The organism is Mesorhizobium sp. Cs1321R2N1, from assembly GCF_037179725.1.
In the GTDB taxonomy this organism is placed as follows: Bacteria; Pseudomonadota; Alphaproteobacteria; order Rhizobiales; family Rhizobiaceae; genus Mesorhizobium; species Mesorhizobium salmacidum.
In genome coordinates, this window is the sequence record NZ_JAPYKP010000041.1 from 1 (window position 1) to 26,778 (window position 26,778).

The following is a 26,778-nucleotide window of genomic DNA, read 5'->3' on the forward strand; positions in this document are numbered from 1 at the left end:
CCGGAGGGCGATCCGTGTGGACTTCGCGCCGTGGCGGCGCTCCTGCTGGTCACCGCCTTCGCCTTCTCCTTCGGGCCGACCGGCGGCAGGATAGCAGACGGTTTCAGCGCACACGGCACGCTCGACACCGTGCCGCCGCGCATCGACGCCTGGGTGACGCCGCCGGCCTATACCGGCAAGCCGCCGATCTTCTTGACCGCTGATGCCAACCAGGCGACGCCGACCTTCACCATTCCGGAAGGCAGCGATGTCTCGCTGCGTGTGACCGGTGGATCGGGCGAGGAAACGCTTGCCTATGCCGACAAGGACGGCAACGCGCGCGCCATCGACCCGCAAGCCGTCGCCAAGCCGGCGGCAAGCCCGGCGGTGCCGGCCCCCGCCTCATCCTCGAAGATACGCCAGTTCATCGGCAAGCTGACCGGCGACGGCACGCTGACGCTGAAGTCGGGCGACGACCAGCTTGCCCGCTGGGCCTTTGCCGTGCTGCCGGACAAGCCGCCGCGGATCCGCTTCGTCGGCGAGCCCAAGCGCGCCGCCAACGGCGCCTTCGAGCTCAATTACCAGATCGACGACGACTACGGCGCGGCGACGGCCAAGGCGGTGTTCGCGCTGGCCGATCCGCAGGCGCCAGATGCGCATCCGCTCTATGGTCCGCCTGACATGCCGCTGACGCTGCCGCGCCGCGGCGGCAAGGCGAATGCCGCCCGCACCACGAAGGATCTGACCGAGCATGTCTGGGCCGGCGGCAGCATCAAGCTGACGCTGGTCGCCACCGACGACGCCGGACACACCGCGTCCAGCGAGACAAAGACGCTGGTGATGCCCGAGCGGCCGTTCGCCAACCCGCTGGCGCGCGCCGTGATCGAACAGCGCCGTCTGCTCGCACTCGACGCCAATGCCAAGCCGCGCGTGCTCGACCTGATGGACGCCATCACGCTGCGGCCCGAAGACACGTTCGACAACATGTCCCACTACCTCGCCATCATGAGCGCGATGAGCCGGCTGAAACTGGCCGGCAACGACGATCAGCTGCGCAGTGAGGTCGCTTATCTCTGGGAGATCGCGCTCGGCATCGAGGAGGGCAACCTGTCGGCCGCCGAAAAGCGGCTGCGCCAGGCGCAGCAGGCGCTGCAGGACGCCATCAAGAACGGCGCCAGCGACGCCGAGATCGAGAAGGCGATGAAGGAACTGCGCGAGGCGATGAACCAGTTCCTGCAGGAATTCGCCGAACGCGCCAAGCAGAACCCGAACGCGCCGCAAATGCAGCAGAACGGCCAGGAACTGCGGCAGAGCGATATCGACCGCATGATGGACCAGATCGAGAACCTGGCCAAGTCGGGCGATCGCGACAAGGCGCAGCAATTGCTGTCGCAGCTGCAGGACATGATGAACAATCTCCAGGCCGGCCGCCAGCAGCAGGGCGGTGAGCAGGACAGCCAGATGCGCCAGCAGATGGACAAGCTCGGCGAGATCCTGCGGCGCCAGCAGGAGATGATGAACGACACGTTCCGCATGGACCAGATGCAGCGCGGCGAGCGCCAGCGTGGCGAGAACCGCGACGAGCAGCTTGGCCAGGGCGGTGGCAAGGACCAGGACAAGCCAGGCGTTGGGCAGGACCGCGATCCGCGTGCCAGGCAAAAGCCGATGACGCCGCAGGAATTCGCCGATGCGCTGAAGCAGTTGCAGGAAGGCCAGGGCCAGCTGAAAAGCGATCTCGAACAGCTGAAGAAGGGCCTCGAAGGCATGGGCATGGAGCCCAATGAAGGATTTGGCGAGGCCGGCAAGTCCATGGGCAGCGCCGAGCAGGCGCTTGGCGAGGGTCAGGGCGACGAGGCGGTCGGCCACCAGGGCCGGGCCCTTGAGGCGCTGCGCAAGGGCGCCAAGGACATGATGAAGCAGATGCAGGCCATGCAGGGCGACCAGGGCGGCAGCCAGCAAGGCGGTCGTCAGCAGGACGCCGACCGCGACCCGCTCGGCCGGCCGCGCGCCAGCCAGGGTCCCGATTTCGGCGATTCGGTGAAAGTGCCCGACGAGATCGACGTGCAGCGCGCCCGCCAGATCCTGGAAGCGATCCGCAAGCGGCTCGGCAACGCGCTCAGCCCGGACATCGAGCGCAGCTATCTGGAACGGCTGCTCGAGCTGAAATAGCAGGCGGCGGGAGCAACTGGCGACGTCTATGACGCGGCGGGTTGGACCTGTCTGTTGATGAACGCCTCCCGGATCGCCTCCTGCATGCCGTCGATCGCCTCGCCTGAGGCATTCGGGTTGCGATGCATCACCACATTGGACGCATCGATGTCGCCGAACCCGTCGGCTGCAGTGAGTTCGCGGCAGTCCGCTGGAATGTTGCTCCGCGAAATCGGTGCGATCGCCAAGCCTGAAGTGACGGCAAGCTTCAGGCCGCCATTGGTGTCGCTGGTATAGGCGACGCGATAGGCAAGGCCGCGCTGCTCCAGCGATTTGATGGCGAAATCCTTGCACCACCCGGCACGGTTGTAGAGCGCGATCGGCAGCGGCTGTTCCTCATGCATGTGATGCAGGTTCGACGTCACCCACACGGTTGGGTCGTGCATCAGCACCTCGCCACCGGCAAGGTCCTGCCATTCGAAGACCACGGCGAGATCGAGCTCACCGGCGGCGAGCGCCGCAACCTGCGCCCACGAATGGGCGTAGCGCACCGTGACTTCAACCTTTGGATGCCGCTTCGAGAATGCGCCGAGCGCGCGCGACAGTATGGCGTGGCCATATTCCTCCGGAATACCGATGCGCACCGGCCCGCCCAGCGGCGCCGCCGCCATTGACGCCGCCGTCTCGTCGAGCAGCGCGACGATGCGGCGGGCATTGACGATAAGTTCGCCGCCACGCCGCGTCAGCGCGACGCCACGTGAACCGCGCTCGAACAGGCTGTCGCCGACCAGCTCTTCGAGCTTCTTCATCTGCATCGATACGGCCGACTGCGTGCGGCCGGCCTGCTCGGCGGCCCTCGTGAAATTGCCGGCCTCGGCGATGGCGACAAAGGTGCGCAGGAGATCGCTGTCGAGGGTTGACCGCATCGCATCCGTCATAAGCAAAGTTGATTGCTGGCATCATTCCAATTCGTTTGCAACATGTCAAACACCGGGCGATAGTTGCCTCACCCATTGGATATGCGGCCGCGAAATCGGCAGCGGACCAATCAAAGAGTCCTCACTCGTGCCCGCTGCCCGAAAACGGTGGCGGGTTCTTTTTGATCTGGAGAGTGTCACCGGATCGGATGCGCGGGAGCCTGAACGCGGATGCAGAATAGGATGGTGCGCGGCATCCTGAGCCTGTGCCTGGGCGTGCTGGTCTTCTCGCTGCAGGACCCGCTCGTCAAAGCCGTGTCGAGCGGCTACCCGGTGACCGAGGTGATGGCGATCCGCTCGATCATCGCCCTGCCGATCCTGATCCTTCTCGTCCATGCCGATGTCGGGCTGCGCGCCATCCTGTCGCGGCGCTTCGGCATGCTGACCGTGCGCGCCTTCATCCAGTTCACGTCCTACACCGTTTATTACCTGGCCATCGCCGCCCTGCCGCTGGCCGACGCCGTGGCGCTCTATTTCATGGCGCCGCTCTGCATCATGGCGATGGCCGGCCCCTATCTTGGCGAGCGCGTTTCCTGGCAGACGCTGGCAACCGTGCTGATCGGCATGCTTGGCGTCCTGGTGATGCTGCGCCCCGGCGCCGGACTGTTCGACTGGGCGGCCTTGCTGTCGCTGGGCTCGGCCGTGCTCTACGGATTTTCGCAATTGATGGCCCGCAAGATCGGCGACACCGAATCCTCCACCGTGATGGCCTTCTACCAGAACGGCGCCTATCTGACCGGCGCGGCCGTGGTCGCCGGCACGTTCCACCTCGCCAGCATAACCCACGCCGTCCACCCGAGCCTCGAATTCCTGGTACGGCCGTGGATCTGGCCGACACTGCCGGACTTCCTCAAGATGGCGGCGTGCGGTTTCGTTGCCTCGGCCGGCATGATCCTGCTCTCGCAGGGGTACCGGCTGGCTCCGGCCAACCGCGTCGCCACCTTCGAATATACCGGCATCCTGTGGTCGCCGCTGTGGGGTTTCCTGTTCTTCGCCGAGGTACCACGCTCGACGACCGTGATCGGCGCGGCGCTCATCATCGGCGCCGGCCTGCTGGCGCTCAACACCGAGCGGCGGACCAGCCCAGCGCCGGCGCTTGTCGCCAGGGATCCGGCCTGATCAGGCGAAGCAGATCAGCGCCCGTTCGACGCGCGAACGGATCTCGGCCAGCGTGAAGGGCTTTTGCACGACATCGAGGATAATGCCGTTCAATTCCTCGGCGCGCTCGCGCTGATCGGCATAGCCGGTCATCAGCATGATCTTCATCGCCGGGAAAAGCGCCGCGGCCGCAACCGCCATCTCGATGCCATCCATCTCCGGCATGCGGATGTCGGAGACGACGAGATCGTAACCGCCATGCGCGGCCTTGATCAGCGCCAGACCTTGCGCGCCGTCGGCGGCGATATCGATTGCGTGGCCGGCGCGTTCGAGTGCGCGGGCTGCGAGGGTGCGGACGGACTCATCGTCCTCGACGATCAGAAGCTTTGCCATGGCCGGCATATTTGGCGGGCAAAAGTTGAGTTTTCCTGAAAGCGGAACCGGTCGGCAACTCTTTTTGGAAGTCGCTCAAACGTCGCCCTTGACGACACCCACGAACGGCAGTTCGCGAAACGCATGCGAGACATCCATGCCGTAGCCGACGACGAAATAATCGGGGCAGTCGAAGCCGACATAGTCGGCATTGAGCGCGGTCTGGCGGCGCATGCGCTTGTCGAGCAGCACGGCGATGGAACAGCTTTTCGCGCCACGCGACAGCATCAGGTCGCGGGTGAAGCTCAGCGTCTTGCCCGATTCCAGAATGTCGTCGATCAACAGCACGTCGCGGCCGGCAACCTCGTTGTCGATGTCGCGCAGCACCCTCACCTCGCCGCTGGTGGTGCCGGCGCCATAGCTGGAGATGAAGATGAACTCGACTTCCGGCGACAGGCCGACATCGTGCATGGCCCGGATCAGGTCGGCGGCGAAGATGAACGAGCCCTTCAGCACCGAAATCACCAGCAGATCGTGATAGTCGTGCCCGGCGATCTCCTTGGCGAGTTCGAGATTGCGCCGCGCGATCGCCGATGCCGAAAACAGGACTTCGATTTCCTTGCCGCGTACGATGGGCATAGATGGTCTTCCCCGGTGGTCGCCTACTCGGCGAAAGTAACCAAGACGGTCCTTACGCCGTTCTTAGGCACGTCGAGCCGGCTGGCAAAGCCGAATCTTTCGCCGGATGCCAGCAAGCGGCCGGATGTCCCCAACGTATAACGGATTGTGCGCCCGTCTTTGCCCGTCACCCGGATCTCGAGCGGCGGCAGGGTCGCGGGGCTCGTCCCGTCGTTCGCGGCCTCCCCATCGACGAACAGCACCGGGTTCGGGCCGGAGGCGTCGACACGTGACGTGACGCCTGAAATGGTCAGCGCCGACGCTTGCGCGCCGGCGAGGAACGGCGCCTGGCGCACCAGCGCATGGCCGCCTGACACCCAGAAGGCGGCAAGAGCGGCACAGACGCCGACGATCCAGAAGATCGGCCCTCCGCGTGATGCCGGCGGCCGTTTCGCTGGCGCTTCCGGCTTGCGCAGCATGTCCATGCCCTCGATGGGCGGGGTGACGATCGCACGCGGCGGTGGTGAATCGCTTTCCACCGCAGGAGCAAGGCGCGGCATCACTTCATAGTCGGCATCGATGATATCGGCCGCCGGACCGCGCACGATCCGGTCCGCCACGGCAATTGCAGGTGGATCGGTCATGATTTCGCCGGAAACCGGGCGCGCGGTTCGCTGGTCAGCCATCATGGCCCAGTATTGCACCTGTTCGCTTTTCGTTTCTTTTGCGTAAACACAAATGGTTAACGCTTCCCCACCGGAGCTGTCGTGACAAGCCGAAACAACCCAGGAATTAACCGCCGGTTAACCATGCCGGCCGATGGTCTTTTCGCAGAACAGGCCGGCTCGCCGCCGGCAGGAATTTCAGGTCGCCGAAATTGATTCGCTTCGAAAATGTCGGCCTCCGCTATGGCATGGGTCCGGAAATCCTCCGCGACATCTCCCTGCACATACCGGAGCGCTCCTTCCAGTTCCTGAGCGGGCCTTCGGGTGCCGGCAAGACGACGTTGCTGCGCCTTTTGTTCATGTCGCTGAAGCCGACGCGTGGACTGATCACCATCTTCGGTAAGGACCGCTCGCGCATCTCACGCACCGAACTGCCGCATCTGCGCCGCCGCATTGGCGTGGTGTTCCAGGATTTTCGCCTGCTCGACCACATGACCACCTATGAGAATGTTGCTTTGCCATTGCGCGTGCGCGGGCGCGAGGAAGCGAGCTACCGCACCGATGTCACCGAACTGTTGAAATGGGTGGGGCTCGGCGAACGCATGCATGTGCTGCCGCCGGTTCTGTCAGGCGGCGAGAAGCAGCGCGCCGCGATCGCGCGCGCCCTGATCGAGCAGCCGGAGATCTTGCTGGCCGACGAGCCGACCGGCAATGTCGATCCGCCGCTGGCGCGGCGGCTGCTGCGGCTGTTCATCGAACTCAATCGCCTCGGCACCGCCGTGGTGATCGCGACCCACGATCTTGGCCTTATGGAACAGGTCGACGCGCGCCGCATGATCCTGGCCGGCGGAAGGCTTGATATCTATGACTGAGCTATCGGCTGACCATTTCGAGGATCAGGATGCCGAGGCGGTCGAGGCAAGACCGCGCGCCCAGCGCAAGATGGCGCCGATCGTGCCCGCGCAGAACATTGCCGGCCGCGCCCTGGTGCTGGTCATCGCTATCATGACCTTCCTGTCCTGCCTGACCTTCGGCGCGGTGACGCTGGTGCGCGACACGGCCTCGGTTTGGGAAAACCAGATCTCGCGCGAGGCGACCATCCAGATCAAGCCGGCCGACGGCCTCGACATGGAGGCAGCGCTCAGCCAGGCCTCACAGATCGCCGGCGAATTCCCCGGCGTGAAATCGACCCGGATCATCGACCGCGAAGCGACCGCCAGGCTCTTGGAGCCCTGGCTGGGATCGGGCCTCAACATCGACGAACTGCCGGTGCCGCGGCTGATCATCGTAACCATCGACGAGAACAGTCCGCCGGACTTCGCCGCCATGCGCGCCGCGATCACGCCGAAGCTGCCGAGTGCATCGCTTGACGACCACCGCACCTGGGTCGACCGGCTGGTGGCCATGGCCCGCACCACGGTGACCATCGGCGTCGCCGTTCTGGCCCTGATGCTGTCGGCAACGGTGCTGACCGTGGTGTTCGCGACCCGTGGCGCCATGGACGGCAACGGCCACATCATCGAGGTGCTGCATTTCGTCGGCGCCGAAGCGCGCTTCATCGCGCGCGAATTCCGCCGGCATTTTCTGGTCACCGGCATGAAGGGCGCGGCCGCCGGCGGAGCGGCGGCGGTGCTCGTCTTCATCGTGTTTTCCTGGTGGTCGTCGCGCAATATGGCAACGCCGCAGGCCGATCAGGCGACCGCCTTGTTCGGCAACTTCGCCATCGGCTCCGCGGGCTACCTAGGTGTCGTCCTGATGGTGCTGGTGATTGGCGCGCTGACGGCGGCAACTTCGCACGCCACCGTCGTCGCCTATCTCAGCGACATCGACGTTCGCCAACCCGACGCATGAAAGGAACTCGTCTTGGCGTCGATGGAAAGAGCGCGATCACGGATGGAGAATTCGCGTAACGCAAAGTGCGTCTTTTCCCTATCAAAGGCCGCATTTCGGGATTAACCATATGGCTATGGACGTGCGGGAGTCGACCGGGACGGCTGGACGGTTGCCAGTGGTGGTTGCCCGTTGGCGCGGCCATCGCAGGCTTAGCCATTTAAGGACCGCCCTGCGTCTCTCCGCTGTCTTCCTGCTCGTGCTCACAACAGTGTTCGCTGGCGGCTTCGGCTGGTTTGCCAGCAAGGTCAGCCATCTGACCACGCCCGCCAACCCGGCCAAGGCCGACGCCATCATTGTGCTGACCGGCGGCCAGTCGCGCCTCGACGCGGCGATGGAGCTGCTGGCGTCCGGCAAGGGCGAGCGACTCCTGATCAGTGGCGTGCATCCCTCCGCCAGCCGTCGCCAACTCCAGGCGGCGACCGGCGGCGACAAGAAGCTGTTTTCCTGCTGCGTCGACATCGACCGCGCCGCGCTCGACACGATCGGCAATGCCGAGGAAAGCGCCAAATGGGTGGAAAACCACGCCTATGGCACTGTGATCCTGGTCACCAACAATTATCACATGCCGCGCAGCCTGCTGGAGATGGGCCGGCTGCTGCATGGCGCCAAGCTCGAACCCTACCCTGTGGTCAATTCCAACCTGGATAATGGCAATTGGCTGACCAAGCCGCGGGCGGTGCGCGTGCTGTTCACCGAATACACCAAATACCTGCTGGCGCTGGCTCGCGGCATTATCCCGGTGAAGCCGACGCCCGACGGCATCGCGCTGGCCGAGACCGCCGCCGGCGGCTGAGCCCGTGTCATTGCTTGGCGCCAGCCCCTGAAACGCCCTTGAGGCGCGCGATCTCTTGCTCAAGGTCCTGGATGCGCCGGTCGCGCTCGCCAAGCGCCGTCGCCACATCAGCCGCCTCGAAGCGCTGCGGTATATGTTGCGGGCAATTGGCATCCCATGCCGAGACGGTGAACAGGATGACCTGTTCGGGACGCGCCTTGTAGTCCGGCGGCATCAGCCGCGCCGTCAACCCGGCGTCGTTTTCGACAACGCGTGCCGTGCCCCAGATCTTGATGCGCTGGCGCATCATGTAATCGATCAGGAACAGAAAGGCCCTCGGATTGTCGGCCAGATTGCCTGCGTGATGAACTGCTTATTGCCGGAAAAATCCGCGAAGCCGATCGTCTTCTCGTCGAGCACCTTGAGAAAGCCGGCAGGGCCGCCGCGGTGCTGGATGTAGGGCTGACCGTCGCCATTGGCCGTCGACAGGAACACGCTGGTCTGCATTTCGATGAAGGCGGCGAGGTCCGGTGTAATCGCCGACTGCCAGCCGCCGCGCTCCTCGACGCGGGCGTAGGACTGACGCGAGCCCTTACGCGCCTGGATCGCCTTGACCGTCGGCGTGAAGGCGACATCGCTCGTAAAAGCGTGTGCGTTCATCGAAACCTCCTTGCATGAAACGTTTCTAAAGGCCGAGCTCCGATAACGTCGGATGGTCGTCCGGCCGCCGGCCGAGAGGCCAGCGATATTTGCGCTCGGCCTCGGCGATCGGCAGGTCGTTGATGCTGGCGATGCGCAGCCGCATCAGCCCGTGCTCGTCGAATTCCCAGTTCTCATTGCCGTAGCTGCGGAACCATGAGCCGCTGTCGTCGTGCCATTCATAGGCGAAGCGCACGGCGATGCGGTTGCTGTGGAAGGCCCAGACCTCCTTGATCAGCCGGTAGTCGAGTTCGCGTACCCATTTGCGCGTCAGGAACGCCTGGATCGCATCGCGGCCTTGCAGGAACTCGGCCCGGTTGCGCCAACGGCTGTCCGCCGTATAGGCGAGCGCCACCCGCGCAGGATCGCGCGAGTTCCAGGCATCCTCGGCCATGCGCGCTTTCTGTGCTGACGTCTCGGCGGTGAAGGGCGGAAGCGGCGGGCGGCTCTCAGACATGGGATTTCCTCTGCGGCATGAAGGGTTGGGGCCGGCGGGCACCGCCGCCCCTTTTCCGGATTCAGGCAGCATCGCGGGCGGAAACAACCGGAAAATCGATCTCCGTCTGGGCAACCTCGTTGATATAGTTGGTCCAGACGTTCAGGGCGACATGCTGGACGATCTCGATGATCTCCCCGTCGTCATAGCCCGCGAGCCTGACAGCGGCGAGATCCTCCTGGCCGACATGCCCGCGGCTTTGCGCTACTCTGGCGGCAAAACGCACCGCCGCGGCTGCCTTGGGATCCGTGGAGCCGCCATGGCGGTTGGCGATCATCTCGGCATCGTCGAGCCTTGCAAGGTTTTTGCCGAGATAGGTGTGGGCGGAAAGACAGTAGTTGCAGCCATTGATCTCGGCGATCGCCAGCGCGATGCGCTCGCGCGTCGGCGCCGGCAGCCGGCCCTTGGCCAACGCTCCCATCATGCCGATATAGCCTTCCAGCGCGGCCGGACTGTTGGCGACCACCCGAAACAGATTCGGGACGACACCGAGCTGTTTTTCCACCGCCTGCAGCATGGGCAGCGCGGCGGCGGGAGCGTTTGCGATGGACGAAGGCGTGGCAATGCGGGGCATGGAGATTTCCTTGTTGAGGTACCCCGCCTATATGCAGCCTTCCATGTTGCGGATGTAGATGTCATATTTGCAATCAATCCTTCCATTTTCTGGAAGAAATGATGGATCGTCCCGAAGCCATGTCCCTTTTTGTCGCGGCAGCGGAAGGCGGCAGCCTTTCCGCCGCCGCGCGCCGTTCGGATGTTCCGCTGGCAACGGTCAGCCGCAAGGTCTCCGATCTGGAGCGCCATCTGAAGACACGCCTGTTGAACCGCTCGACGCGGCGGCTGACACTGACCGATGCGGGCCATGCCTATCTCGCTGCCTGCCGCCGCATTCTCGACGAGGTCGGCGACGCCGAGCGCACCGCCGGCGGCGAATACAGCGCCCCGACAGGGGAACTGATCATCACCGCGCCGATCGTCTTCGGCCGCCTTCACGTGTTGCCGGTTGTCACCGAGTTCCTCGCCGCCTATCCCCTGGTGGATATCCGCCTCACGCTCGGCGACAGGATAAGCCAGTTGGCCGAAGACCATATCGACCTCGCCGTCCGCATCGGCAGGCTGCCGGATTCGCGGATGGTCGCCATCAGGGTCGGCTCGATCGGTCATGTTGTCTGCGCAAGCCCGGCCTATCTGGCCGGACACGGCATTCCTGGGACGCCGGGAGAGCTCGAGACGCACAGCTGCATCACCTTCGAGGGCCTTGGCTCGCTTGCCACCTGGACCTTCACCGTGGACAAGGCTGATTTTGTCGTACCGGTCCGCTCAAGGCTTCGGGTCAACACCGCTGAGGCGGCGACCGATGCGGCGATCGCCGGGGTCGGGTTGACCCGGGTGCTTTCCTACCAGATCGTCGCCGCCGTACGATCAGGAACACTGCGCCCCGTGCTCAGGGATTTCGAACCCGAGTCTTGGCCGGTAAACCTGGTGCATGCGGGCCAGGGCCGGCTGCCGGTAAAATTGCGCGCCTTCCTCGACTTCGCCGCCCCACGCCTGAGGGAACGGCTGGCGGAGGCGACCTGGTAGCACGGGCAGTATCGCACCGTTTCCTTTTTCCCCGCGCTTGGTGTAACCAACGCACACTTCCTCACCGGACCTCCCCCATGCTTTATGTCAGATCGCTGGCGTTCAATTTCGTCTTCTACGTCAATCTGATCGTCCAGATGATCCTCTGGACCCCGTACTATTTCCTGTCGTCCCGCCACCGCGCCTGGTTCGTGCCGAAATTCTGGTCGCGCACCTCGATGTGGCTCTATGACAAGATCGCCGGAACGACAAACGACATCACCGGGCAGGAAAACCTGCCCGAGGGCTCCTTCATCCTGGCGCCCAAGCACCAATCGTTCTGGGACGCTATCGCCTTCTTTCCTTACCTCCATGACCCGCTTTACATCCTGAAGCGCGAGCTGACCTGGATCCCGTTCTTCGGCTGGTATATCTTGAAGATGCGCATGATCCCGGTTGATCGCGGCAGCCGCTCCAAGGCGCTGAAGGCCGTGGTCGCAGCGACCAAGGAAGAGATGGCGCGCAACCCGCGCCAGTTGATCATCTATCCCGAGGGCACGCGCCGGGCGCCGGGCGACGAGCCGGCCTACAAATACGGCATCGTCGAAATCTACACGCAGCTTGGCGTTCCGGTGGTGCCGGTCGCCCATGTCGCCGGCCTCTATTGGCCGCGCCGCAAGTTCCTGCGCTATCCCGGGACCGTCAAGGCGCGCTTCCTGCCGCCCATACCGCCTGGTCTGGGCAAGGACGAGTTCATGGCGCGGCTGATCGGCGAGACCGAGGCTGCCTGTGACCAGCTTCTCGTCGAGGCATCGCGCGCCCCCAATCCGCCGGCCCTGCCGCCAACGGCGATCAAGCGGCTTCGGGAGCTGGGCACGAAGGCCTGAAGGCTCTCCGGCCAAGCCGTCAACCGTGCACCGCCAGCGCCGTGGTCAGCAGCAGCGTCGCGGCAAAAGTCAGATTGATGATCCGCGAGGCGACAGGCCGGCGCAGGAAGCGCGAGAACGCCGCACCGGCAAGAAGCCACACGGCATGGATGACAACGATCATCACCGCGAGAACGGTCAGTTTCGTCCACAGCCGGAGCTCGGCATCGCCCGCGCTCGACGAAGCACCCGCGAACACGGCGGCGATCGCCACATACGCTTTCGGGTTGGCCACCGCGAGGAGAAAACCGGCCAGCCATGTCGGGCGCGACGCGTCGGCGGCGCGTACAGCCAATGGCGGGGCGGTGGCGATCTTGAAGGCGAGATAGAAGATGTAGGCCGCGGACGCGCCAACCAGCAACGGCGCCAGCTTCGGCATCGACCCGAGCACCGCCATGACACCGGTCGCCACGACCAGCAGCACGGCGATCGTGCCCAGCACGATGCCGCCGGTGTAGCGCAGCGAATCGCGCAGGCCGAAGGCGGCGCCAACGGCGGTGACGCTTATCGTCGCCGGCCCCGGGCTACCCATCACCACGGTGGCGGCCAGCAACAGCGCAAGCAATTGGCGCCAAGGCTCCGGCTGCGAAACAAGCGATCCGGCCATCTGATCCTCCGCCCTGCAACCCCGTGCGAAGGACGGTATGGCAAGGCATGAGGATCGTCTTGGACGTTCGTGCGCCCCGCGCTGCCGGCCGCCTCAGACGCTGGCTTTGTCGAGTTCGGCCATGTCGTCCGCGCTCAACTTCAACGACACCGCCTTGATCAGGCTGTCCATCTGGCTCGGCTTGGTGGCGCTGGCGATCGGCGCGGTGACGCCTGGCCGTGCGATAACCCAGGCAAGCGCCACTTCCGCCTGCTTGGCCGAATGCCTGGCGGATACGGCGTCGAGCGCCGCCAGAATGCGCATGCCGCGTGGATTGAGATAGCTGCCGACATCCTCCCCGCGCTCGCTCTGGCCGAGATCGGCTTCCGTGCGGTACTTGCCGCTGAGAAAACCCTTGGCCAGACTGAAATAGGTGATGACGCCGATATCCTCGGCCACGCAGAGGTCGCGTAGCGGGCCATCGAAGGAGGAACGGTCGTAGAGATTGTATTCCGGCTGCAGCACCTCATAGCGTGGCAAGCCGCGCAGGCTTGCCACGTCAAGTGCCGCGCGCAACTGGCCGGCATCGAGGTTAGAACAGCCGGCATAGCGGATCTTGCCCTTGGCGAGCAGTTTCTCATAGGCGCCGAGGGTTTCCTCATAGGGCGTGGTCGGATCCGGCCAGTGCGATAGATAAAGGTCGATGAATTCTGTCCGCAGCCGCTTCAGCGATGCGTCGACGGCCTTTTCGATATAGGCGGCCGACAGGTCCTTGTGGCCCTGCCCCATGTCCGAGCCGACCTTGGTGACCACCACGACCTTGTCGCGATTGCCACGATCCTTCATCCATTTGCCGATGATGGTTTCCGATTCGCCGCCCTTGTTGCCGGGAACCCAACGCGAATACGCGTCGGCCGTATCGATGGCATTGAGGCCCGCGCCGACGAAGCGGTCGAGCAGGTCGAAGGAGGTTTTCTCGTCAGCGGTCCAGCCGAAGACATTGCCGCCTAGAACCAGCGGCGCGATGGAAAGGTCGGTGCGACCGAGACGGCGTTTCTGCAAGACGGATCTCCGTGATGATTGGGACCGGGCGATGCCGCCCGCTGGCTGGGTTCGGAGCTTAACCTAGGTCCTGCCGCATCGAGGTCAAAGGCCTGGCCGCCTTTTTCCGCAGAGCCAGCGCTTCACGAAGTCGCTATCCGGCGCGCCACATCCTCCAGCCAGTGGTCGCGGATATCGAGCGCTTCCAGATGCTTGAGCGTGCTCAGCACATAGTCCTCATTGTTGCCGGATCGGCCGACCGCGCCGCGCACCAGGGCCGCCGCATCGGCCGCATCCAGCGCACCGGCATATTGCTCATGCCTGCGGTCGACGATGTAGGCCACGGCTTCAACCGCGCCGCCGCCGTCGAGGCGCACCTTGAGCGTGCGTTCGAGATAGACGCTGGTGACGAGCTCGCGTTCGCGTAGATACGCAATGACCTCGTCGCGCAATTCGCCAGGCACGCGGAATGCAAGGCCGACGCAGGAACCGCCATGGTCGAGGCCAAGCACCAGTCCGGGCCGCTGACGCGTGCCGCGGTGCACGAAGGAATAGACGCAGAGCGAGCGGCGATAGCCATGCAGGTGGGCGCGTCGTGTCTCGACATGCGCGAAACCCGGCCGCCAGATCAGCGAACCGTAGCCGAACACCCAAAAATCGCCCATATCAACGCGCCTGATTGCAAAAAGAATGGCAACACCGCACCGGAAACCGGTGTTTTTTCCGCCCGTGTCCGTCTACCTATTCGTCTCTGTCCCCTGGTGTTGTCGGAATCGAGAATCCGTCCACACCATCCATGCGTTAACGAGAGCCAAAGCATGACGTCAAGTGACGAACGCCAACCGGGTAGCCGTCGCCGCCTGTGGTGGCTTGCCGCGTTCATCCTGGTGCTGTTCGCCATTTACAGCGCCGGCTGGTTCTATATGGCCGGCAGGGTGAGGTCCGAGGCCGACAAGGCGGTTGCCACGCTCAACAAAAGCGGCATCGAGGCCGGCTGCGCCAATCTCCAGGTCGGTGGCTATCCCCTGAGCTTTGCCGTCTCTTGCGACAACCTCGCTTACGAGGACGATGCCAAGAACATCGCCGCCTCGGCCGGTAGTTTCAATGCCACCGCCCAGATCGTCCAACCCTTGTCGCCGGTTGCCAGTCTGCGCGGTCCGCTCCGGACCTCCGTCCCGGGCATGATGCCGCTCTGGATCGACTGGGACAATCTGCAGGCCAACGTCAAACTGTGGTACCCGCTGCCGCGGCGCATATCGCTGCAGGCCGAGGGCCTGTCGGGCCAAACTGACCCGGCCGACGACACCGATCCGGTCGAACTATTCAGTGCCGGCAGGGCATCAGGCCAGTTGCAGCCGAATGGCGGGGATCTCGACTATGTCGGCAGCTTTGGCGATCTCGAGATCGATCCCGATGCGATCGGCGGGCGCGTGCTGCCGGCGCTCGATGCCAGCGGCGACGTGACACTGAAGAACGGCGTCGCGGTGATCGGCACGCAGGTGAAAAGCCTGCGCGGCCAGAGGATCGAAATCCGCACCCTCGATCTGTCGTCGGGAACGGCGCGTGTCACCGTTTCCGGGCCGCTTTCGGTCGATGCCGAGGGCCTGGTCGACGCCGATCTGATGATCAGGATCAAGGATCCCAAGGCCGTGGCATCCATTCTTGCCGGCGCCATACCCGAGCAGAAGAATGCGATCGAGCAGGGTTTTGGCGCCCTGGCGCTGCTTGGCAGCGAACCGTCGATGCCGCTGAAAGTGGTCAAGGGCAAGGCCTCGCTCGGCTTCATCCCGCTGGGCAAGATCAAGCCGGTGCAATAGTCCCGCCATGGCAAGACCCGTGAAGCTCCTGAGTGTCGGGGCGCTGACGCTGGATACGATCCTGCGTGTCGATACATTGCCCCATCATCAGGGAAAGTTCATCGCCTCCGACGGCATCCAGATCGCCTCGGGCATGGCCACGAGCGCGGCCTGCGCCGCGCATCGTCTCGGCGCCGAGGTATCGCTATGGGCGAGCGCCGGCGACGACCCGGTCGGCGCTCAGCTGATTGCGGAAATAGAGGCCGAGGGCGTCGATTGCAGCCATGTGCGCCGCGTCAGCGGTGCGCGCTCGGCACTGGCCTCGATCCTGGTCGATGCGCATGGCGAGCGGATCATCGTGCCTTTCTACGACACACGCGCTCAGGCTGATCCCGAGGCCTTGCCGTTCACCGACGTCACGACATTCGATGCCGTGCTGGCCGACGTGCGCTGGCCGGGTGCCGCTGCCCTGGCCCTGAAGGCGGCGCGCGCCGCTGGCCGGCCGGCTATCCTCGATGCCGATACCGCGCCGCTTGCGGTGCTGGAACAATTATTGCCGCTGGCCTCGCACATCGTCGCCTCCGAACCGGCAGTCCGCATCATATGTGGCCACGCGCTGGATCTGGAGACCGCCTGCACCGACCTTGCCTCCCGCACCGATGCCTTCGTCGCGGTCACCGGCGGTGCGGCGGGAACCTGGTGGCTCGATCGAAGCGCTGGATCAGCCCGCCATGTCGAGGCACCGAGGATCAAGGCGGTCGACACGCTGGCCGCTGGCGATGTCTTTCATGGCGCCTTTGCCGTCGGGCTGGCGGAAGCCATGCCGGTCGAACAGGCCTTGCGTTTCGCAAGTGCGGCCGCCGCGCTCAAATGTCTGCGCTTCGGCGGCAGGCTGGGCGCGCCAGATCGGGCGGAGACGCTCGCCATGATGGCAGCGACCTGGCCTGAAACAGCTTAGCTCTTTGCCGGGTGCTCGACCGCCTGGCGGCCGAAATCGGGCGCGTCGATATCCTGGCCGGCTTCGATGATCGAGCGGCGCACGGCGCGGGTACGGGTGAACAGGTCGAACAGCTTGTCGCCGTCCCCCCAGCGGATCGCGCGCTGCAGGAAGGCCAAATCCTCCGAGAACCGCGCCAGCATTTCCAGGATGGCATCCTTGTTGTGCAGGCACACGTCCCGCCACATGGTCGGATCGGAGGCGGCCAGACGCGTGAAATCGCGAAAACCGGAGGCGGAATATTTGATCACTTCCGTCTTGGTCACCGATTCCAGATCGTCGGCGGTGCCGACGATGTTGTAGGCGATGATGTGCGGCAGATGCGAGACGATGGCGAGCGTCATGTCGTGGTGCTGCGGGTCCATCGTGTCGATGTTGGCGCCGCAGCGGCGCCAGAATTCCGAGAGCCGTTCCAGCGCTTCCGGATCGGTGCCTGGTACCGGCGTGAAGATGCACCAGCGATTGTCGAACAGGTCGGCAAACCCGGCATCCGGGCCGGATTTTTCGGTGCCCGCCAGCGGGTGGCCGGGAATGAAATGGACGCCGTCAGGCACATGCGGTTGCATCTGCGCGATGACCGACGCCTTGGTCGAGCCGACATCGGTGAGGATCGCCCCCTTTTTCAGCGCCGGCGCGATTTCCTCCGCCACCGCGCCGGACGAACCGACCGGCACCGAGACGATGATCAGATCGGCGTCGCGGACCGCTTCCCTGGCATCCCTGGTGTAGGAATCGCCGAGGCCCAGTTCTTCGGCCCGCTTGAGCGTTGCCGCGCTGCGGGTCGAGATGGCGACGTGGCGAGCCAAACCCTCACGGCGAATGACGCGGGCGAGCGACGAACCGATCAGGCCAATGCCGACCAGCGCGATTTTTTCAAACATCGGAGATGTCATGGTTTCTAGCTTTTCAGGAATGTCGTGAGCGCGGCGACAACGCCGCGATTGGCCTCTTCAGTGCCGACGGTCATGCGCAGCGCGTTGGGAAAGCCGTAGCCTGAAACGCGCCGCAATATATAGCCGCGCGCGCTCAGATACTCATCAGCAGCCGCCGCCGAATGCTTCTGGTCGTCGGGAAAATGAATGAGCAGGAAATTGCCGACGCTCGGCGTCACCCGCAGTCCGAGCCCGGTCATCTCTTCGCTCAGCCAGGTGAGCCAGGTCTCGTTATGCGCCACGCTGCGCTCGACATGGGCGCGGTCGCGGATCGCGGCGATGCCGGCCTCGATCGCCGTCGCATTGACGTTGAAGGGGCCGCGCACGCGGTTGATGGCGTCGACAATGTGCATTGGACCATACATCCAGCCGATGCGCGCGCCGCCGAGGCCGATCTTGGAGAAGGTGCGCGTCATCACCACGTTCTCAGCGCTGCCGACAAGTTCTATGCCGGCTTCATAGTCGTTGCGGCGGACATATTCGGCATAGGCCGCGTCGAGCACCAGAAGCACGTTTTTCGGCAGTCCGGCATGTAGCCGGCGCACCTCCTGGAACGGCATATAGGTGCCGGTCGGGTTGTTGGGATTGGCCAGAAACACGATTTTCGTGCGCGGCGTCACGGCCGCCATCATCGCATCGATGTCGGCGCGCTCGTCGGTCTCCTTGACCACCACCGGGGTGGCGCCCGCCGACTGGATGTAGATCTTGTAGACCATGAAGGCGTGTTCGGTGAACATGGCCTCGTCGCCGGGCGCGAGATAGGTCTGCGCCAGCAGGCCGAGGATCTCGTCGGAACCGTTCGAGCAGATGATGTTCTGCGCGTTAAGGCCATGCACCTCGGCGATCGCCTCACGCAACCGCCTGGCGGTGCCGTCGGGATAGACGTCGAGTTTGCCGGCGACCTCACGCGCGGCCTCGATCGCCTTCGGCGAGGGCCCAAGCGGATTCTCGTTCGACGACAGCTTGTAGACCTTGGCGACACCGGCCGGCGCCGTGCTCTTGCCGGGCACGTAGGCGTCTATGTCCATGATGCCCGCGCGCGGGGTCGGACGTGCCTGATCAGGTGTCTGGTTCATTTTTGCAAAATCCGTCGAAAACGCCTCCATCCGGAAGCCGCTGCGGAAATACAAGCCATGGCAGGCAATGTCGAGGGGCGCAGTGGTGCCGGCCGCCGGCATTGACGGCGAGGCGGGCGAGTTCTAGAAGGACAGGGACAGTTCCGTGGTGATTTGGCCGGTCGGCTTGCAGCCACGTTAAACAATTCGCTAAAGGGCCGTTTGCGTGACGTAACCGGCTTTGCGAAGGCAATGCCGGTTTTTTATTGTCCGCGACCGGCCGGACGAACGCATCGGCGGCGCGGAGATCGGCAGCGATTTCCGCAAAAGCATGGTGCAGCAAGAGAGACGTGATGGCTGTTCTGCGTGCAGCAAAGACCAACAACGAGGCCGACCAACCGTCGAGCCCGGTGTTGCGTTTCGGGCCCGACAAGCCGCTCAAGCTCGACGCCGGCACGCTGCTGTCGCCATTCCAGATCGCCTACCAGACCTATGGCACGCTGAACGACGCCCGTTCCAATGCCATCCTCGTCTGCCATGCGCTGACCGGCGACCAGCATGTCGCCAGCACCAATCCGGTGACCGGCAAGCCAGGCTGGTGGGAAGTGCTGATAGGCCCCGGCAAGATCATCAACACCAGCCGTTTCTTCGTCATCTGCTCCAACGTCATCGGCGGCTGTCTTGGTTCCACCGGGCCGGCCTCGACCAATCCCGCCACGGGAAAGCCCTATGGGCTCGACCTTCCGGTCATCACCATCCGCGACATGGTGCGCGCGCAGCAGATGCTGGTCGATCATTTCGGTATCGAGAAGCTGTTCTGCGTGCTGGGCGGTTCGATGGGCGGCATGCAGGTGCTGCAATGGGCGTCGAGCTATCCCGAACGGGTTTTTTCGGCACTGCCGATCGCCACCGGCGCGCGCCATTCGTCACAGAACATCGCTTTCCACGAGGTCGGCCGGCAGGCCGTGATGGCCGATCCGGACTGGCATGGCGGCAAATATTTCGAGCACGGCAGGCGCCCGGAAAAGGGGCTGGCGGTGGCGCGCATGGCCGCCCACATAACCTATCTGTCGGAAGCCGCCCTACACCGCAAATTCGGCCGTAACCTGCAGGATCGCGAAGCGCTGACCTTCGGCTTCGATGCCGATTTCCAGATCGAGAGCTATCTGCGCCACCAGGGCATGACCTTCGTTGACCGTTTCGACGCCAACTCCTACCTCTACATGACACGGTCGATGGATTATTTCGACCTCGCCGCCGACCATGGCGGTCGGCTGGCGGACGCCTTTGCCGGCACCAAAACCCGCTTCTGCCTGGTGTCCTTCACGTCGGATTGGCTGTTTCCGACCGAAGAGAGCCGCTCCATCGTCCATGCGCTCAACGCCGCCGGCGCCTCGGTATCCTTCGTCGAGATCGAGACCGATCGCGGCCACGACGCCTTCCTGCTCGACGAACCGGAACTGTTTGCCGCCATCAACGGCTTCATCGGCTCGGCCGCGCGCGCCAAGGGGCTGGGCGTATGACCCCGAAAAGTTGCAGACTTTTCGGACCAAGGTCATGCGTCAAACAGAAAGGCGAAGCCATGACCCCGAAGAGTTGCGGACTTTCCGGACCATGGTCGTGCGCCACTCAGGAGGCGAAACCATGAGCGTCAACGGCAGCCAGCGTGTCGACCTCGAGGTCGTCGCCAACCTCATCCCGCCGCAATCGCGCGTGCTCGACGTCGGCTCAGGCGACGGCTCGCTGCTCGAATTGCTGCAGGAAACCAAGCAGGTTGACGGCCGCGGGCTCGAGTTGTCGCAGCGCGGCGTCAACGAATGCGTGGCGCGCGGCCTCTCGGTCATCCAGGGCGATGCTGACAAGGATCTCGAATTCTATCCCGACAAGGGTTTTGACTTCGTCGTCCTGTCGCAGACCCTGCAGGCCACCCGCAACCCAAAACTGGTGCTCGACGAACTGCTCAGGATCGGCAATCGGGCGATCGTCTCCTTCCCCAATTTCGGCCATTGGCGGGTGCGCCTGTCGCTGTTCGTCAAGGGCCGAATGCCGGTGACCAAGGATCTGCCCTACTCCTGGTACGACACGCCCAACATCCACTTCTGCACCATCCGCGACTTCGTCAATCTGTGCGAAGAGCTTGGCGCGACGGTGGAAAAGGCGACAGCGCTCGACGCCAACGGCCAGAGGATCGGCCTGTCGATGCCATGGTGGTTCTGGAATTTCTTTGGCCAACAGGCTGTGTTCCTGCTGAAGCGGTAGTGGTTGCCATGCATTTCTTTCGCAGACGGCCTCTTCCGGTTGAAATACCACCTGACATCCTGTCTGGCATAAAAGCTGGAATTCTGGTCTGCACGTCACCGCGCAGCGGCAGCAATCATCTCGCTGGATTGATGGCAGCCGCCGGGCTTGGCAACCCGTTGGAGTGGTTCGGCGGCCGCCGTCTTCTTGAATTGCCGAACTATCCTCGCGATCCCCGCGCTCAAGTCTTGCGGGCATTGAGGGATGGGCGATCCCCTTCCGGAATTTACGCAGTCAAACTGTTTGCCAGCCAATTTTCACAAGTGGCTAGAACCATCGACCTACCAGCCACCCTCCCAGAATTGCGCTATGTCCGTTTAACGCGCCGCGATCTCCTTGGCCAGGCAATCTCCTGGGCGCGCGCCCGTCAGACCGGCCGATTCCGTTCTACTGAGACCGCCAACAACGCGCCACGTTACGACGGCGCGGCGATCGCACAGTCGCTTGATAAACTTGTGCTGGAAAATCTGGTTTGGGACCTCTGGTTTACAAAAAACGGTGTGCCTTTCCTGTCGTTGACATATGAGGATCTTTTGCAAGACCCACAGACCAGTCTCAAGAAAATCGCTGGTCTCGTTAACGCCAAGCTTGCCCGTGACGTCGGATTTGGCTTTGCGTCCGGCCTCGCAATCCAACGAGACACCGTCAATGTAGAATGGCGGCAGCGTTTCTTGGCGCAATATTCAGACACTTCAAGATTCCCGGTTGACCGCACTCGCGGTTCCCTTTGGTCCCGATTTGGTGGCGGTGGCTGATCGTCAGTATTGTTGGGAAACATCCCCGCGTGATCTTGAAAGGGTTGCCTTTAGGCGGACTTGCAGGGACTATCGCCAGTGCGACGCAGCGATATGGTCCATGCGGAAATGGTTGAACCACACACAACATATTCCCTCGTGGTGGAGATGGAGAACGCCAAGTCCATCGATTGGGACGAAGTCGGCGTTGGCCTGAAGGCCTTGGCACGTGAAATCACCGCGGTTTCTTCAGCCGGCTTGCACAGACCCAAGGTTGTTATCTCTCACGGCGGCACGGACGCCGACGTCGGATCGCTTCGTATCGACGTCAGGGCGGTAGCGCCACAGCTGGAACAGGTTGCCGATCTGATCTTTACCGCTTTCCCCGGGGGCCGATACTACGATCTGAAAAACAACGGCATATTTGCAACGGACGGGAATATCGTCATTTTCACCGATTCCGATGTAGTGGCCGAACCAGGCTGGCTATCAGGTTTGCTTGAGCCCTTTAGCGATCCAGAAGTTATGTGTGTGAATGGATATACTTATCTTTCATACGATGATTTCTTTTCGAGGACGTTTGCACTGATCTGGTTTTTCCCCATGGCTCACGGGGACAAGCGGTTTGCCTCGAAACGAGCGATGAACGCCAACAATGTAGGGTTTCGGCGCGACTGGATCGTCGATCATCCTTTTCCAAGACACAATGGCTTCAAGGTCTCGTGCACATTGCTGATGCGCGAACTGCAACGCGAAGGCCGCACAATTCGTAATGTCAACGCACGCGTCTACCATTACTCACCGCGGGGCTGGCGATTTTTTTTCTGGCGCGCCCTGGTCACGGGCAGAGACGCCGACCGAAAGTTCGTGGAGCTCAAATCGCCTGGCCGCACGCAACGGGTCGTCAAGTCCTTCAGCCGTTGGTTCACCATGTCATGGCGCACCATAAGACGGATTATCGGCCATGCAGGGGGCACCGGGATGCCGCTTTGGCAGATTCCATTTTCCCTTCTTGTCGGCCTTGCATTCTACAGTTTGGCGTTTTGGGGCCAGTTCAGTCTCGCTACGGGCCTGGTCAGCGACGACATCGAGATCGTGCCCGACTATGTCGGGCACAGCTAGCTGATTTTAGCGGTGGATTCGATCGCCCTTGCGAAAATTGATCGTCAAGGCCACTTCGCAAGCATGGAAGGCAGCGATTGTGTTGCAGTTAAAGCTCCAGGAGCCGGAATTCATCACGCCTTGTCGGTCGAACGACAGCAGAATAGGATGACATAACAGGTTGTTCTTTGTAGCGTCGCGCTGAATCCGATGAGGGCCATCCAGGGGGAAGTCCGATCCGTTCAACCATCCTGAAGATCAAAGGACCTGGCGCGAAGTGTGTTTTTGCGCTGAAGATGGCTGACGCGATATGAGCGGGAAGACGGAGCAGGCGCCCCTCATCACGGTCATCACACCGACCCACAACCGGCGCGAAACGGTGCTCCGCGCCGTCGAAAGCGTGCTTTCCCAGAGCATGCCGCGGTTCGAGCATATCGTCGTCGACGATGGCTCGACCGACGGAACCGAGGCGGCGCTCGCCCGCGTCAGCGATCCGCGGCTGATCTATGTCGGCGCGAAATGGCGCGGCGCCAACGCCGCCAGGAACGCCGGCATCGAACGTGCGCGGACCCCCGTGGTGACATTTCTCGATTCCGACGACGTCTACCTGCCGCACCGGCTTGAGCGCACGCTGGCCCGGTTCGATGACGATCCGTCGCTCGAAGTATTGCTGAGCTCATACGTCTCGCTGAAGAGCGGCCGCGCCACCAACTGCATCAATCCCGAGGCATTCGTGAGTTCCATGGTACTGGAGCGCACGCTTGTGGCGCAGACGATCTTCATCGCCGGCTCGGCGATATCGGCCCGCCGCGATGCCCTGCTGGCGGTTGGCGGCTATGACAGCGACATCACCCGGATGCAGGACCGGGAGTTGCTGCTGCGCCTCGCGCAGCGGTTCGGCGCGCAATTGTCGGGAGATATCGACTGGACGAAATACAATTCGGAGAATTCGATTTCGGGCCGCAGGACAGGCTATGTCGAAGCCTATGCCAATCTGATGGGCAAGCACCCGCATATCGCCCGCTCCTACCCGCACATTCCGCCCTACATGATCTCACGGCAGATCATCGCCGATATTCTCAGGGGCCGGATACCGGAGGCGTTCGAGGGCTATATGGCCAATCGGTCGTCGAAGGCCCTCGGCTACTCCTTGCCGGAACTGGTCAACGGTTATGTCCAGGGCCGGCGCTGGCGCCGCGATCTCTTCAACACATTCCGCAACGAGTTTGGCGCCCGGCCTGCCTGACCCACGGCCAGGCCTATCGGTCCAGTTCCGGGAAATACGGATCCGACAGGAACCGCCTGTCCCGTTCCCCCAGAAGGCAGTCGATCGGGGCATCCATCTCGACAGGCGTGATTTTGGGCTTGTCCTGAATGCCGCTGACTTCCAGAATCAGCTTGCGCCGGATCGCCGTCGAGAATTCGGCGGCCGCATGGATCGGCAGCACGAAGGAACCAGGTCCGCCGGTCACGCACTGCGCATAATACTGGTCGAGATGGCTGAAGGTCGGCGACGGCTTGATCAGGATCGGCAGGCCGTTGACGACTATGCCCTTGGCAATGGCCGCATCACGCGTCACGGTGACCGGCGGCCCGATATTGTTGGGGCCGTCGCCAGATATGTCGATGACGCTGCGTTCGCCCGCGAAATTGGCGCCGTCGAAAAGCTCGGTGCCGAAAGCAAGCGCGCTTGAAATCGAGGTGCCGCGGAAACTCCGGAAGGGGCGGGCCGCAAGCTTGTCGGCAAAGCTGTTAGCGCTCTCGGCGCTGTCGATGATCTGCCAGCCGATGACCGCGTCGTCGCGCGCCGTGCCGGCCCACTCGAAATAGGCGAGCGCAATGCGGCCCGTATGGCCGGAACGGACCGCCTCGATGAAATCGGCATGCCGCAGCGCCTCTACGTAGCCGGCGCGTTGAAGGGCGAACTCGGTTTCGTCCATCGACAGGGAGATATCGACCGCCAGCACCAGTTCGACGTCGACGGCCAGCGTATCCGGCGCCGAAGGAACCGGAGCGGCCTCGGCGCAAGCCAGGCAGGCAAGCAGGCTCATCGTATCAAGCATGGCCAGCACAAGCGATGTTTCGATCGCAACATCGCTCGCGATCACGGCGAAATAAAGCTTGTGGCAGGCGCGCGCCCGGCCGGTCCGAATGCCGGCTGTTCTATGCCTTGCGCCGTGCGGCGACTGGCGGCGGTTCGATGGCACCTGCCCGGACGGGGGCGGGTTTCAGGGCGGGCGCGCCGGTATCCTTCACGATCGTCAGGGAGCGCGGGAAGAACTGATTGTTGTGCAGGCCGCGTCCGATATTGATGATCGCGGCGTCCTTCAGATGCTTATCCAGCAGCGACAGCACGCGCCTTAGCGACGGGCCGTCGAATGCATCCATCGCTTCATCGATAACCACCCATTTCGGCTTCCGCAAGGCGAGCCTGGCGAAGGCGAGCGATCGCTGTTCGTCATCGCCCAACTCCCGCTCCCAGCGGGCCGACCGGTCGAGCGAGGATGACAGCCGCCCGAGGCCGACTTCGGCAAGCACCGCCGAGATATCGGCATCGCTTGCCGGAGCAACACCATAGGGATGGTCAAGAACCTCGCGTAGCGTGCCAGCCGGGAAATACGGGACACGAGGCACGAAGATGGGGGCTTCTCCCGCCGGCATGCCGATCTTTCCGCTCCCCCATGGCCACAGGCCGGCAATGGCGCGGAAGAACAGCGTCTTGCCGGCGCCGGGCTCGCCGGTGATCATCACGCGCTCGCCGGCATGGATTTCGACATGCTGGTCGGAGAGCTTCGTACAGCCCTCCGGCGAGGCCACCTGGAGTTTCTCCAACGTCAGGCTGCCATTGGCGTTCTGATCGAAGGAGATACGCTTCTCCTTGTCGTGCAGCACATCGGTCTCATCGAGCGCGATGCGGAAGTCGGCGACACGCATCAGCGTGGCACGCCAGTCGGCGATGCTGCCGATGTTGTTGATGAACCAGCGCAACGACGAATGCACCTGGTTGAAGGCGCCTACCGCCATCATCAGGCCGCCAAAGCTGATGTCGCCCGAGAAATAGACCGGCGAGGCGACCAGGATCGGCGCCACGACGGTGATCCAGCCATAGGTGTCGGTGACCCAGGACAGGTTGATCTGGGCGGTGTAGATGCGCCGCATGGCACCCAGCACCGTGCCGAGGTCGAGTTCGAGCCGTCGCTTGGCATCATTCTCGCCACGGTACAGCGCGATGGCATCGACATTCTCGTTGACGCGCACCATCGAGGAGCGCAGCTCCGCTTCGCGCGTGTAGCGGTCGCTGTTCAGGCGGATGAGCGGCCGCCCGACCAGCCAACTCAGCCAGGAAGCGGTGCCGGCATAGAGGAACGCCGCCCAGACCATGTAGCCCGGTATCGCCAGTGAGGTTCCTCCAAAATGGAAAACGAAGCCGGAGGACAGTTCCCACAGCACGCCGACGAAAGACACCAGCAGGATGAAGGACTGCAGCAGGCCGACACCAAGATCGGTCGACAGGTCCGACAGATGCGCGGCATCCTGCTGCATGCGCTGATCGGGATTGACGCCGATGGCGCCGGCATTGGCCAGCCGGAAAGCACGCGCCGGCCGCATCCACTGGTCGATCAAATCCAGCGTCAGCGCCTCGCGCAAGTTCAGCCGGATCATCTGGTTGAGCCAGGTCTGGCCGATGTTGAGCACCAGCAGCCCACTGGCGATCATGGCAAAGATGAGAAGCTGATGCAGGAAGGCGGCCATGTCGCGGCGCGCGAGCGCGTCGTAAAAGGGTTGGTTCCAGCGATTGAGCAGAACCTGGCCAATCGACGTCGCGACGATGACGGCCATGATGCCGGCCGACGTCCACAGCAACCATTTGCGAACCGGCGATTCTATCAGCGCCCGCTTGATCGCCGCCACCTGATCGCGCAGGCTGCTGACCACGGCGACCGGCTGAACGGTGGCCTGATTGTCCAGTTGATCAGCCATAGCCGAGGTCCTTGCGTTAAGTAGCGAAGCTGAAACCGGATGAGATTAAGGGAG

Annotated in this window: 27 protein-coding genes, 1 pseudogene and 1 riboswitch; of the genes and pseudogenes, 14 read left to right on the plus strand and 14 right to left on the minus strand. The window is 63.4% G+C overall.

The annotated features are described in order from the left end of the window. The coding region (locus O7A61_RS13335; RefSeq protein WP_337130191.1) for a TIGR02302 family protein at positions 1-2,148 on the plus strand (2,148 nt) is incomplete at its 5' end. Between the two features lie 26 nt (positions 2,149-2,174). On the opposite strand, the gene O7A61_RS13340 is transcribed toward O7A61_RS13335, so the two are convergent. Further along, on the minus strand, positions 2,175-3,053 hold the full coding sequence (locus tag O7A61_RS13340; RefSeq protein WP_337130192.1) for a LysR family transcriptional regulator: 879 nt from the start codon (positions 3,051-3,053) through the stop codon (positions 2,175-2,177). Positions 3,054-3,275: 222 nt separating this feature from the next. Between O7A61_RS13340 and O7A61_RS13345 the strand changes: the two genes are divergently transcribed. Then, positions 3,276-4,223 (plus strand): DMT family transporter, encoded by a 948-nt coding sequence (locus O7A61_RS13345; protein ID WP_337130194.1) that lies wholly within the window; start codon positions 3,276-3,278, stop codon positions 4,221-4,223. Here O7A61_RS13345 and O7A61_RS13350 read toward each other — a convergent pair whose 3' ends face one another. The 3 genes from O7A61_RS13350 to O7A61_RS13360 all read right to left on the minus strand — a co-directional run bounded on the left by O7A61_RS13350 (position 4,224) and on the right by O7A61_RS13360 (position 5,881). After that, on the minus strand, positions 4,224-4,595 hold the full coding sequence (locus O7A61_RS13350) for a response regulator (protein ID WP_181174151.1): 372 nt from the start codon (positions 4,593-4,595) through the stop codon (positions 4,224-4,226). A 75-nt stretch (positions 4,596-4,670) separates the two neighbouring features. Then, on the minus strand, positions 4,671-5,213 hold the full coding sequence (gene hpt / locus O7A61_RS13355) for a hypoxanthine phosphoribosyltransferase (RefSeq protein ID WP_337130196.1): 543 nt from the start codon (positions 5,211-5,213) through the stop codon (positions 4,671-4,673). Positions 5,214-5,236: 23 nt separating this feature from the next. After that, positions 5,237-5,881, minus strand: coding sequence for a hypothetical protein (locus tag O7A61_RS13360; RefSeq protein WP_337130198.1), 645 nt, complete (start codon positions 5,879-5,881; stop codon positions 5,237-5,239). 188 nt (positions 5,882-6,069) lie between these two features. Here O7A61_RS13360 and ftsE point away from each other — a divergent pair, with 188 nt between their 5' ends. The 3 genes from ftsE (at position 6,070) to O7A61_RS13375 (ending at position 8,543) form a co-directional block, all read left to right on the plus strand. Then, the gene (ftsE, locus tag O7A61_RS13365) at positions 6,070-6,729 is read left to right on the plus strand and encodes a cell division ATP-binding protein FtsE (RefSeq protein WP_010911739.1); all 660 of its coding nucleotides are present in this window, start codon (positions 6,070-6,072) and stop codon (positions 6,727-6,729) included. Then, positions 6,722-7,708 (plus strand): cell division protein FtsX, encoded by a 987-nt coding sequence (locus O7A61_RS13370; protein ID WP_337130200.1) that lies wholly within the window; start codon positions 6,722-6,724, stop codon positions 7,706-7,708. The genes ftsE and O7A61_RS13370 overlap by 8 nt, the downstream gene beginning before the upstream one ends. A 109-nt stretch (positions 7,709-7,817) precedes the next feature. Next, positions 7,818-8,543 carry a YdcF family protein gene (locus O7A61_RS13375; protein ID WP_337130202.1) on the plus strand — a complete coding sequence of 242 codons (726 nt, stop codon included), beginning with the start codon at positions 7,818-7,820 and terminating at the stop codon, positions 8,541-8,543. Between the two features lie 7 nt (positions 8,544-8,550). On the opposite strand, the pseudogene O7A61_RS13380 reads toward O7A61_RS13375, so the two are convergent. The 3 genes and pseudogenes from O7A61_RS13380 to O7A61_RS13390 all read right to left on the minus strand — a co-directional run bounded on the left by O7A61_RS13380 (position 8,551) and on the right by O7A61_RS13390 (position 10,291). Beyond that, positions 8,551-9,182: pseudogene (locus O7A61_RS13380) on the minus strand (pyridoxamine 5'-phosphate oxidase family protein). 25 nt (positions 9,183-9,207) lie between these two features. Continuing rightward, positions 9,208-9,678, minus strand: a complete 471-nt coding sequence (locus O7A61_RS13385; protein ID WP_140503302.1) for a nuclear transport factor 2 family protein — start codon at positions 9,676-9,678, stop codon at positions 9,208-9,210. A 61-nt stretch (positions 9,679-9,739) separates the two neighbouring features. After that, the gene (locus O7A61_RS13390) at positions 9,740-10,291 is read right to left on the minus strand and encodes a carboxymuconolactone decarboxylase family protein (protein ID WP_337130204.1); all 552 of its coding nucleotides are present in this window, start codon (positions 10,289-10,291) and stop codon (positions 9,740-9,742) included. A 101-nt stretch (positions 10,292-10,392) separates the two neighbouring features. Between O7A61_RS13390 and O7A61_RS13395 the strand changes: the two genes are divergently transcribed. Together O7A61_RS13395 and O7A61_RS13400 are read left to right on the plus strand one after the other, a co-directional pair. Continuing rightward, positions 10,393-11,298, plus strand: coding sequence for a LysR family transcriptional regulator (locus O7A61_RS13395; protein ID WP_337130206.1), 906 nt, complete (start codon positions 10,393-10,395; stop codon positions 11,296-11,298). Between the two features lie 77 nt (positions 11,299-11,375). Next, the gene (locus tag O7A61_RS13400; RefSeq protein ID WP_027143494.1) at positions 11,376-12,164 is read left to right on the plus strand and encodes a lysophospholipid acyltransferase family protein; all 789 of its coding nucleotides are present in this window, start codon (positions 11,376-11,378) and stop codon (positions 12,162-12,164) included. 19 nt (positions 12,165-12,183) lie between these two features. On the opposite strand, the gene O7A61_RS13405 is transcribed toward O7A61_RS13400, so the two are convergent. The 3 genes from O7A61_RS13405 to O7A61_RS13415 form a co-directional block, all read right to left on the minus strand. Beyond that, positions 12,184-12,810 (minus strand): LysE family translocator, encoded by a 627-nt coding sequence (locus O7A61_RS13405; RefSeq protein WP_337130209.1) that lies wholly within the window; start codon positions 12,808-12,810, stop codon positions 12,184-12,186. Positions 12,811-12,903: 93 nt separating this feature from the next. Next, complete coding sequence (locus O7A61_RS13410; protein ID WP_027143496.1) at positions 12,904-13,851, minus strand: aldo/keto reductase; 948 nt, start codon at positions 13,849-13,851, stop codon at positions 12,904-12,906. A 122-nt stretch (positions 13,852-13,973) separates the two neighbouring features. Beyond that, the gene (locus O7A61_RS13415) at positions 13,974-14,495 is read right to left on the minus strand and encodes a gamma-glutamylcyclotransferase (RefSeq protein WP_027143497.1); all 522 of its coding nucleotides are present in this window, start codon (positions 14,493-14,495) and stop codon (positions 13,974-13,976) included. A gap of 153 nt (positions 14,496-14,648) precedes the next feature. Here O7A61_RS13415 and O7A61_RS13420 point away from each other — a divergent pair, with 153 nt between their 5' ends. Beyond that, complete coding sequence (locus tag O7A61_RS13420) at positions 14,649-15,647, plus strand: DUF2125 domain-containing protein (protein ID WP_337130212.1); 999 nt, start codon at positions 14,649-14,651, stop codon at positions 15,645-15,647. Between the two features lie 7 nt (positions 15,648-15,654). Then, positions 15,655-16,584: a sugar kinase gene (locus O7A61_RS13425; RefSeq protein ID WP_337130214.1), complete on the plus strand. Its 930-nt coding sequence runs from the start codon at positions 15,655-15,657 to the stop codon at positions 16,582-16,584. On the opposite strand, the gene O7A61_RS13430 is transcribed toward O7A61_RS13425, so the two are convergent. Together O7A61_RS13430 and hisC are read right to left on the minus strand one after the other, a co-directional pair. Then, on the minus strand, positions 16,581-17,516 hold the full coding sequence (locus O7A61_RS13430; RefSeq protein WP_337130216.1) for a prephenate/arogenate dehydrogenase family protein: 936 nt from the start codon (positions 17,514-17,516) through the stop codon (positions 16,581-16,583). The two genes, O7A61_RS13425 and O7A61_RS13430, sit on opposite strands and share 4 nt — an antisense overlap. Before the next feature lie 5 nt (positions 17,517-17,521). Then, positions 17,522-18,631, minus strand: coding sequence for a histidinol-phosphate transaminase (gene hisC, locus O7A61_RS13435; RefSeq protein WP_337130217.1), 1,110 nt, complete (start codon positions 18,629-18,631; stop codon positions 17,522-17,524). A gap of 135 nt (positions 18,632-18,766) precedes the next feature. Continuing rightward, positions 18,767-18,844, plus strand: a riboswitch (SAM riboswitch). 119 nt (positions 18,845-18,963) lie between these two features. Here hisC and metX point away from each other — a divergent pair. From metX to O7A61_RS13460, 5 genes are all read left to right on the plus strand, one after another. Beyond that, positions 18,964-20,133 carry a homoserine O-acetyltransferase MetX gene (gene metX, locus O7A61_RS13440; protein WP_337130218.1) on the plus strand — a complete coding sequence of 390 codons (1,170 nt, stop codon included), beginning with the start codon at positions 18,964-18,966 and terminating at the stop codon, positions 20,131-20,133. A gap of 121 nt (positions 20,134-20,254) precedes the next feature. Beyond that, positions 20,255-20,869 carry a methionine biosynthesis protein MetW gene (metW, locus tag O7A61_RS13445; RefSeq protein WP_337130219.1) on the plus strand — a complete coding sequence of 205 codons (615 nt, stop codon included), beginning with the start codon at positions 20,255-20,257 and terminating at the stop codon, positions 20,867-20,869. After that, entirely contained in the window at positions 20,815-21,663 is an 849-nt protein-coding gene (locus O7A61_RS13450; RefSeq protein ID WP_337130220.1) for a Stf0 family sulfotransferase, read from the plus strand. Before metW ends, O7A61_RS13450 begins: the two co-directional genes overlap by 55 nt. A gap of 78 nt (positions 21,664-21,741) precedes the next feature. Next, complete coding sequence (locus O7A61_RS13455; RefSeq protein WP_337130221.1) at positions 21,742-22,764, plus strand: glycosyltransferase; 1,023 nt, start codon at positions 21,742-21,744, stop codon at positions 22,762-22,764. A gap of 289 nt (positions 22,765-23,053) precedes the next feature. Further along, entirely contained in the window at positions 23,054-23,989 is a 936-nt protein-coding gene (locus O7A61_RS13460; RefSeq protein WP_337130222.1) for a glycosyltransferase family 2 protein, read from the plus strand. A gap of 13 nt (positions 23,990-24,002) precedes the next feature. Here the strand turns inward: O7A61_RS13460 and O7A61_RS13465 are convergent, their stop codons facing one another. Both O7A61_RS13465 and O7A61_RS13470 read right to left on the minus strand, forming a co-directional pair. Then, positions 24,003-24,806 carry a DUF1194 domain-containing protein gene (locus O7A61_RS13465; protein WP_337130223.1) on the minus strand — a complete coding sequence of 268 codons (804 nt, stop codon included), beginning with the start codon at positions 24,804-24,806 and terminating at the stop codon, positions 24,003-24,005. A 100-nt stretch (positions 24,807-24,906) separates the two neighbouring features. Continuing rightward, the gene (locus O7A61_RS13470; protein WP_337130224.1) at positions 24,907-26,724 is read right to left on the minus strand and encodes an ABC transporter ATP-binding protein/permease; all 1,818 of its coding nucleotides are present in this window, start codon (positions 26,722-26,724) and stop codon (positions 24,907-24,909) included. Positions 26,725-26,778: the final 54 nt, after the last annotated feature.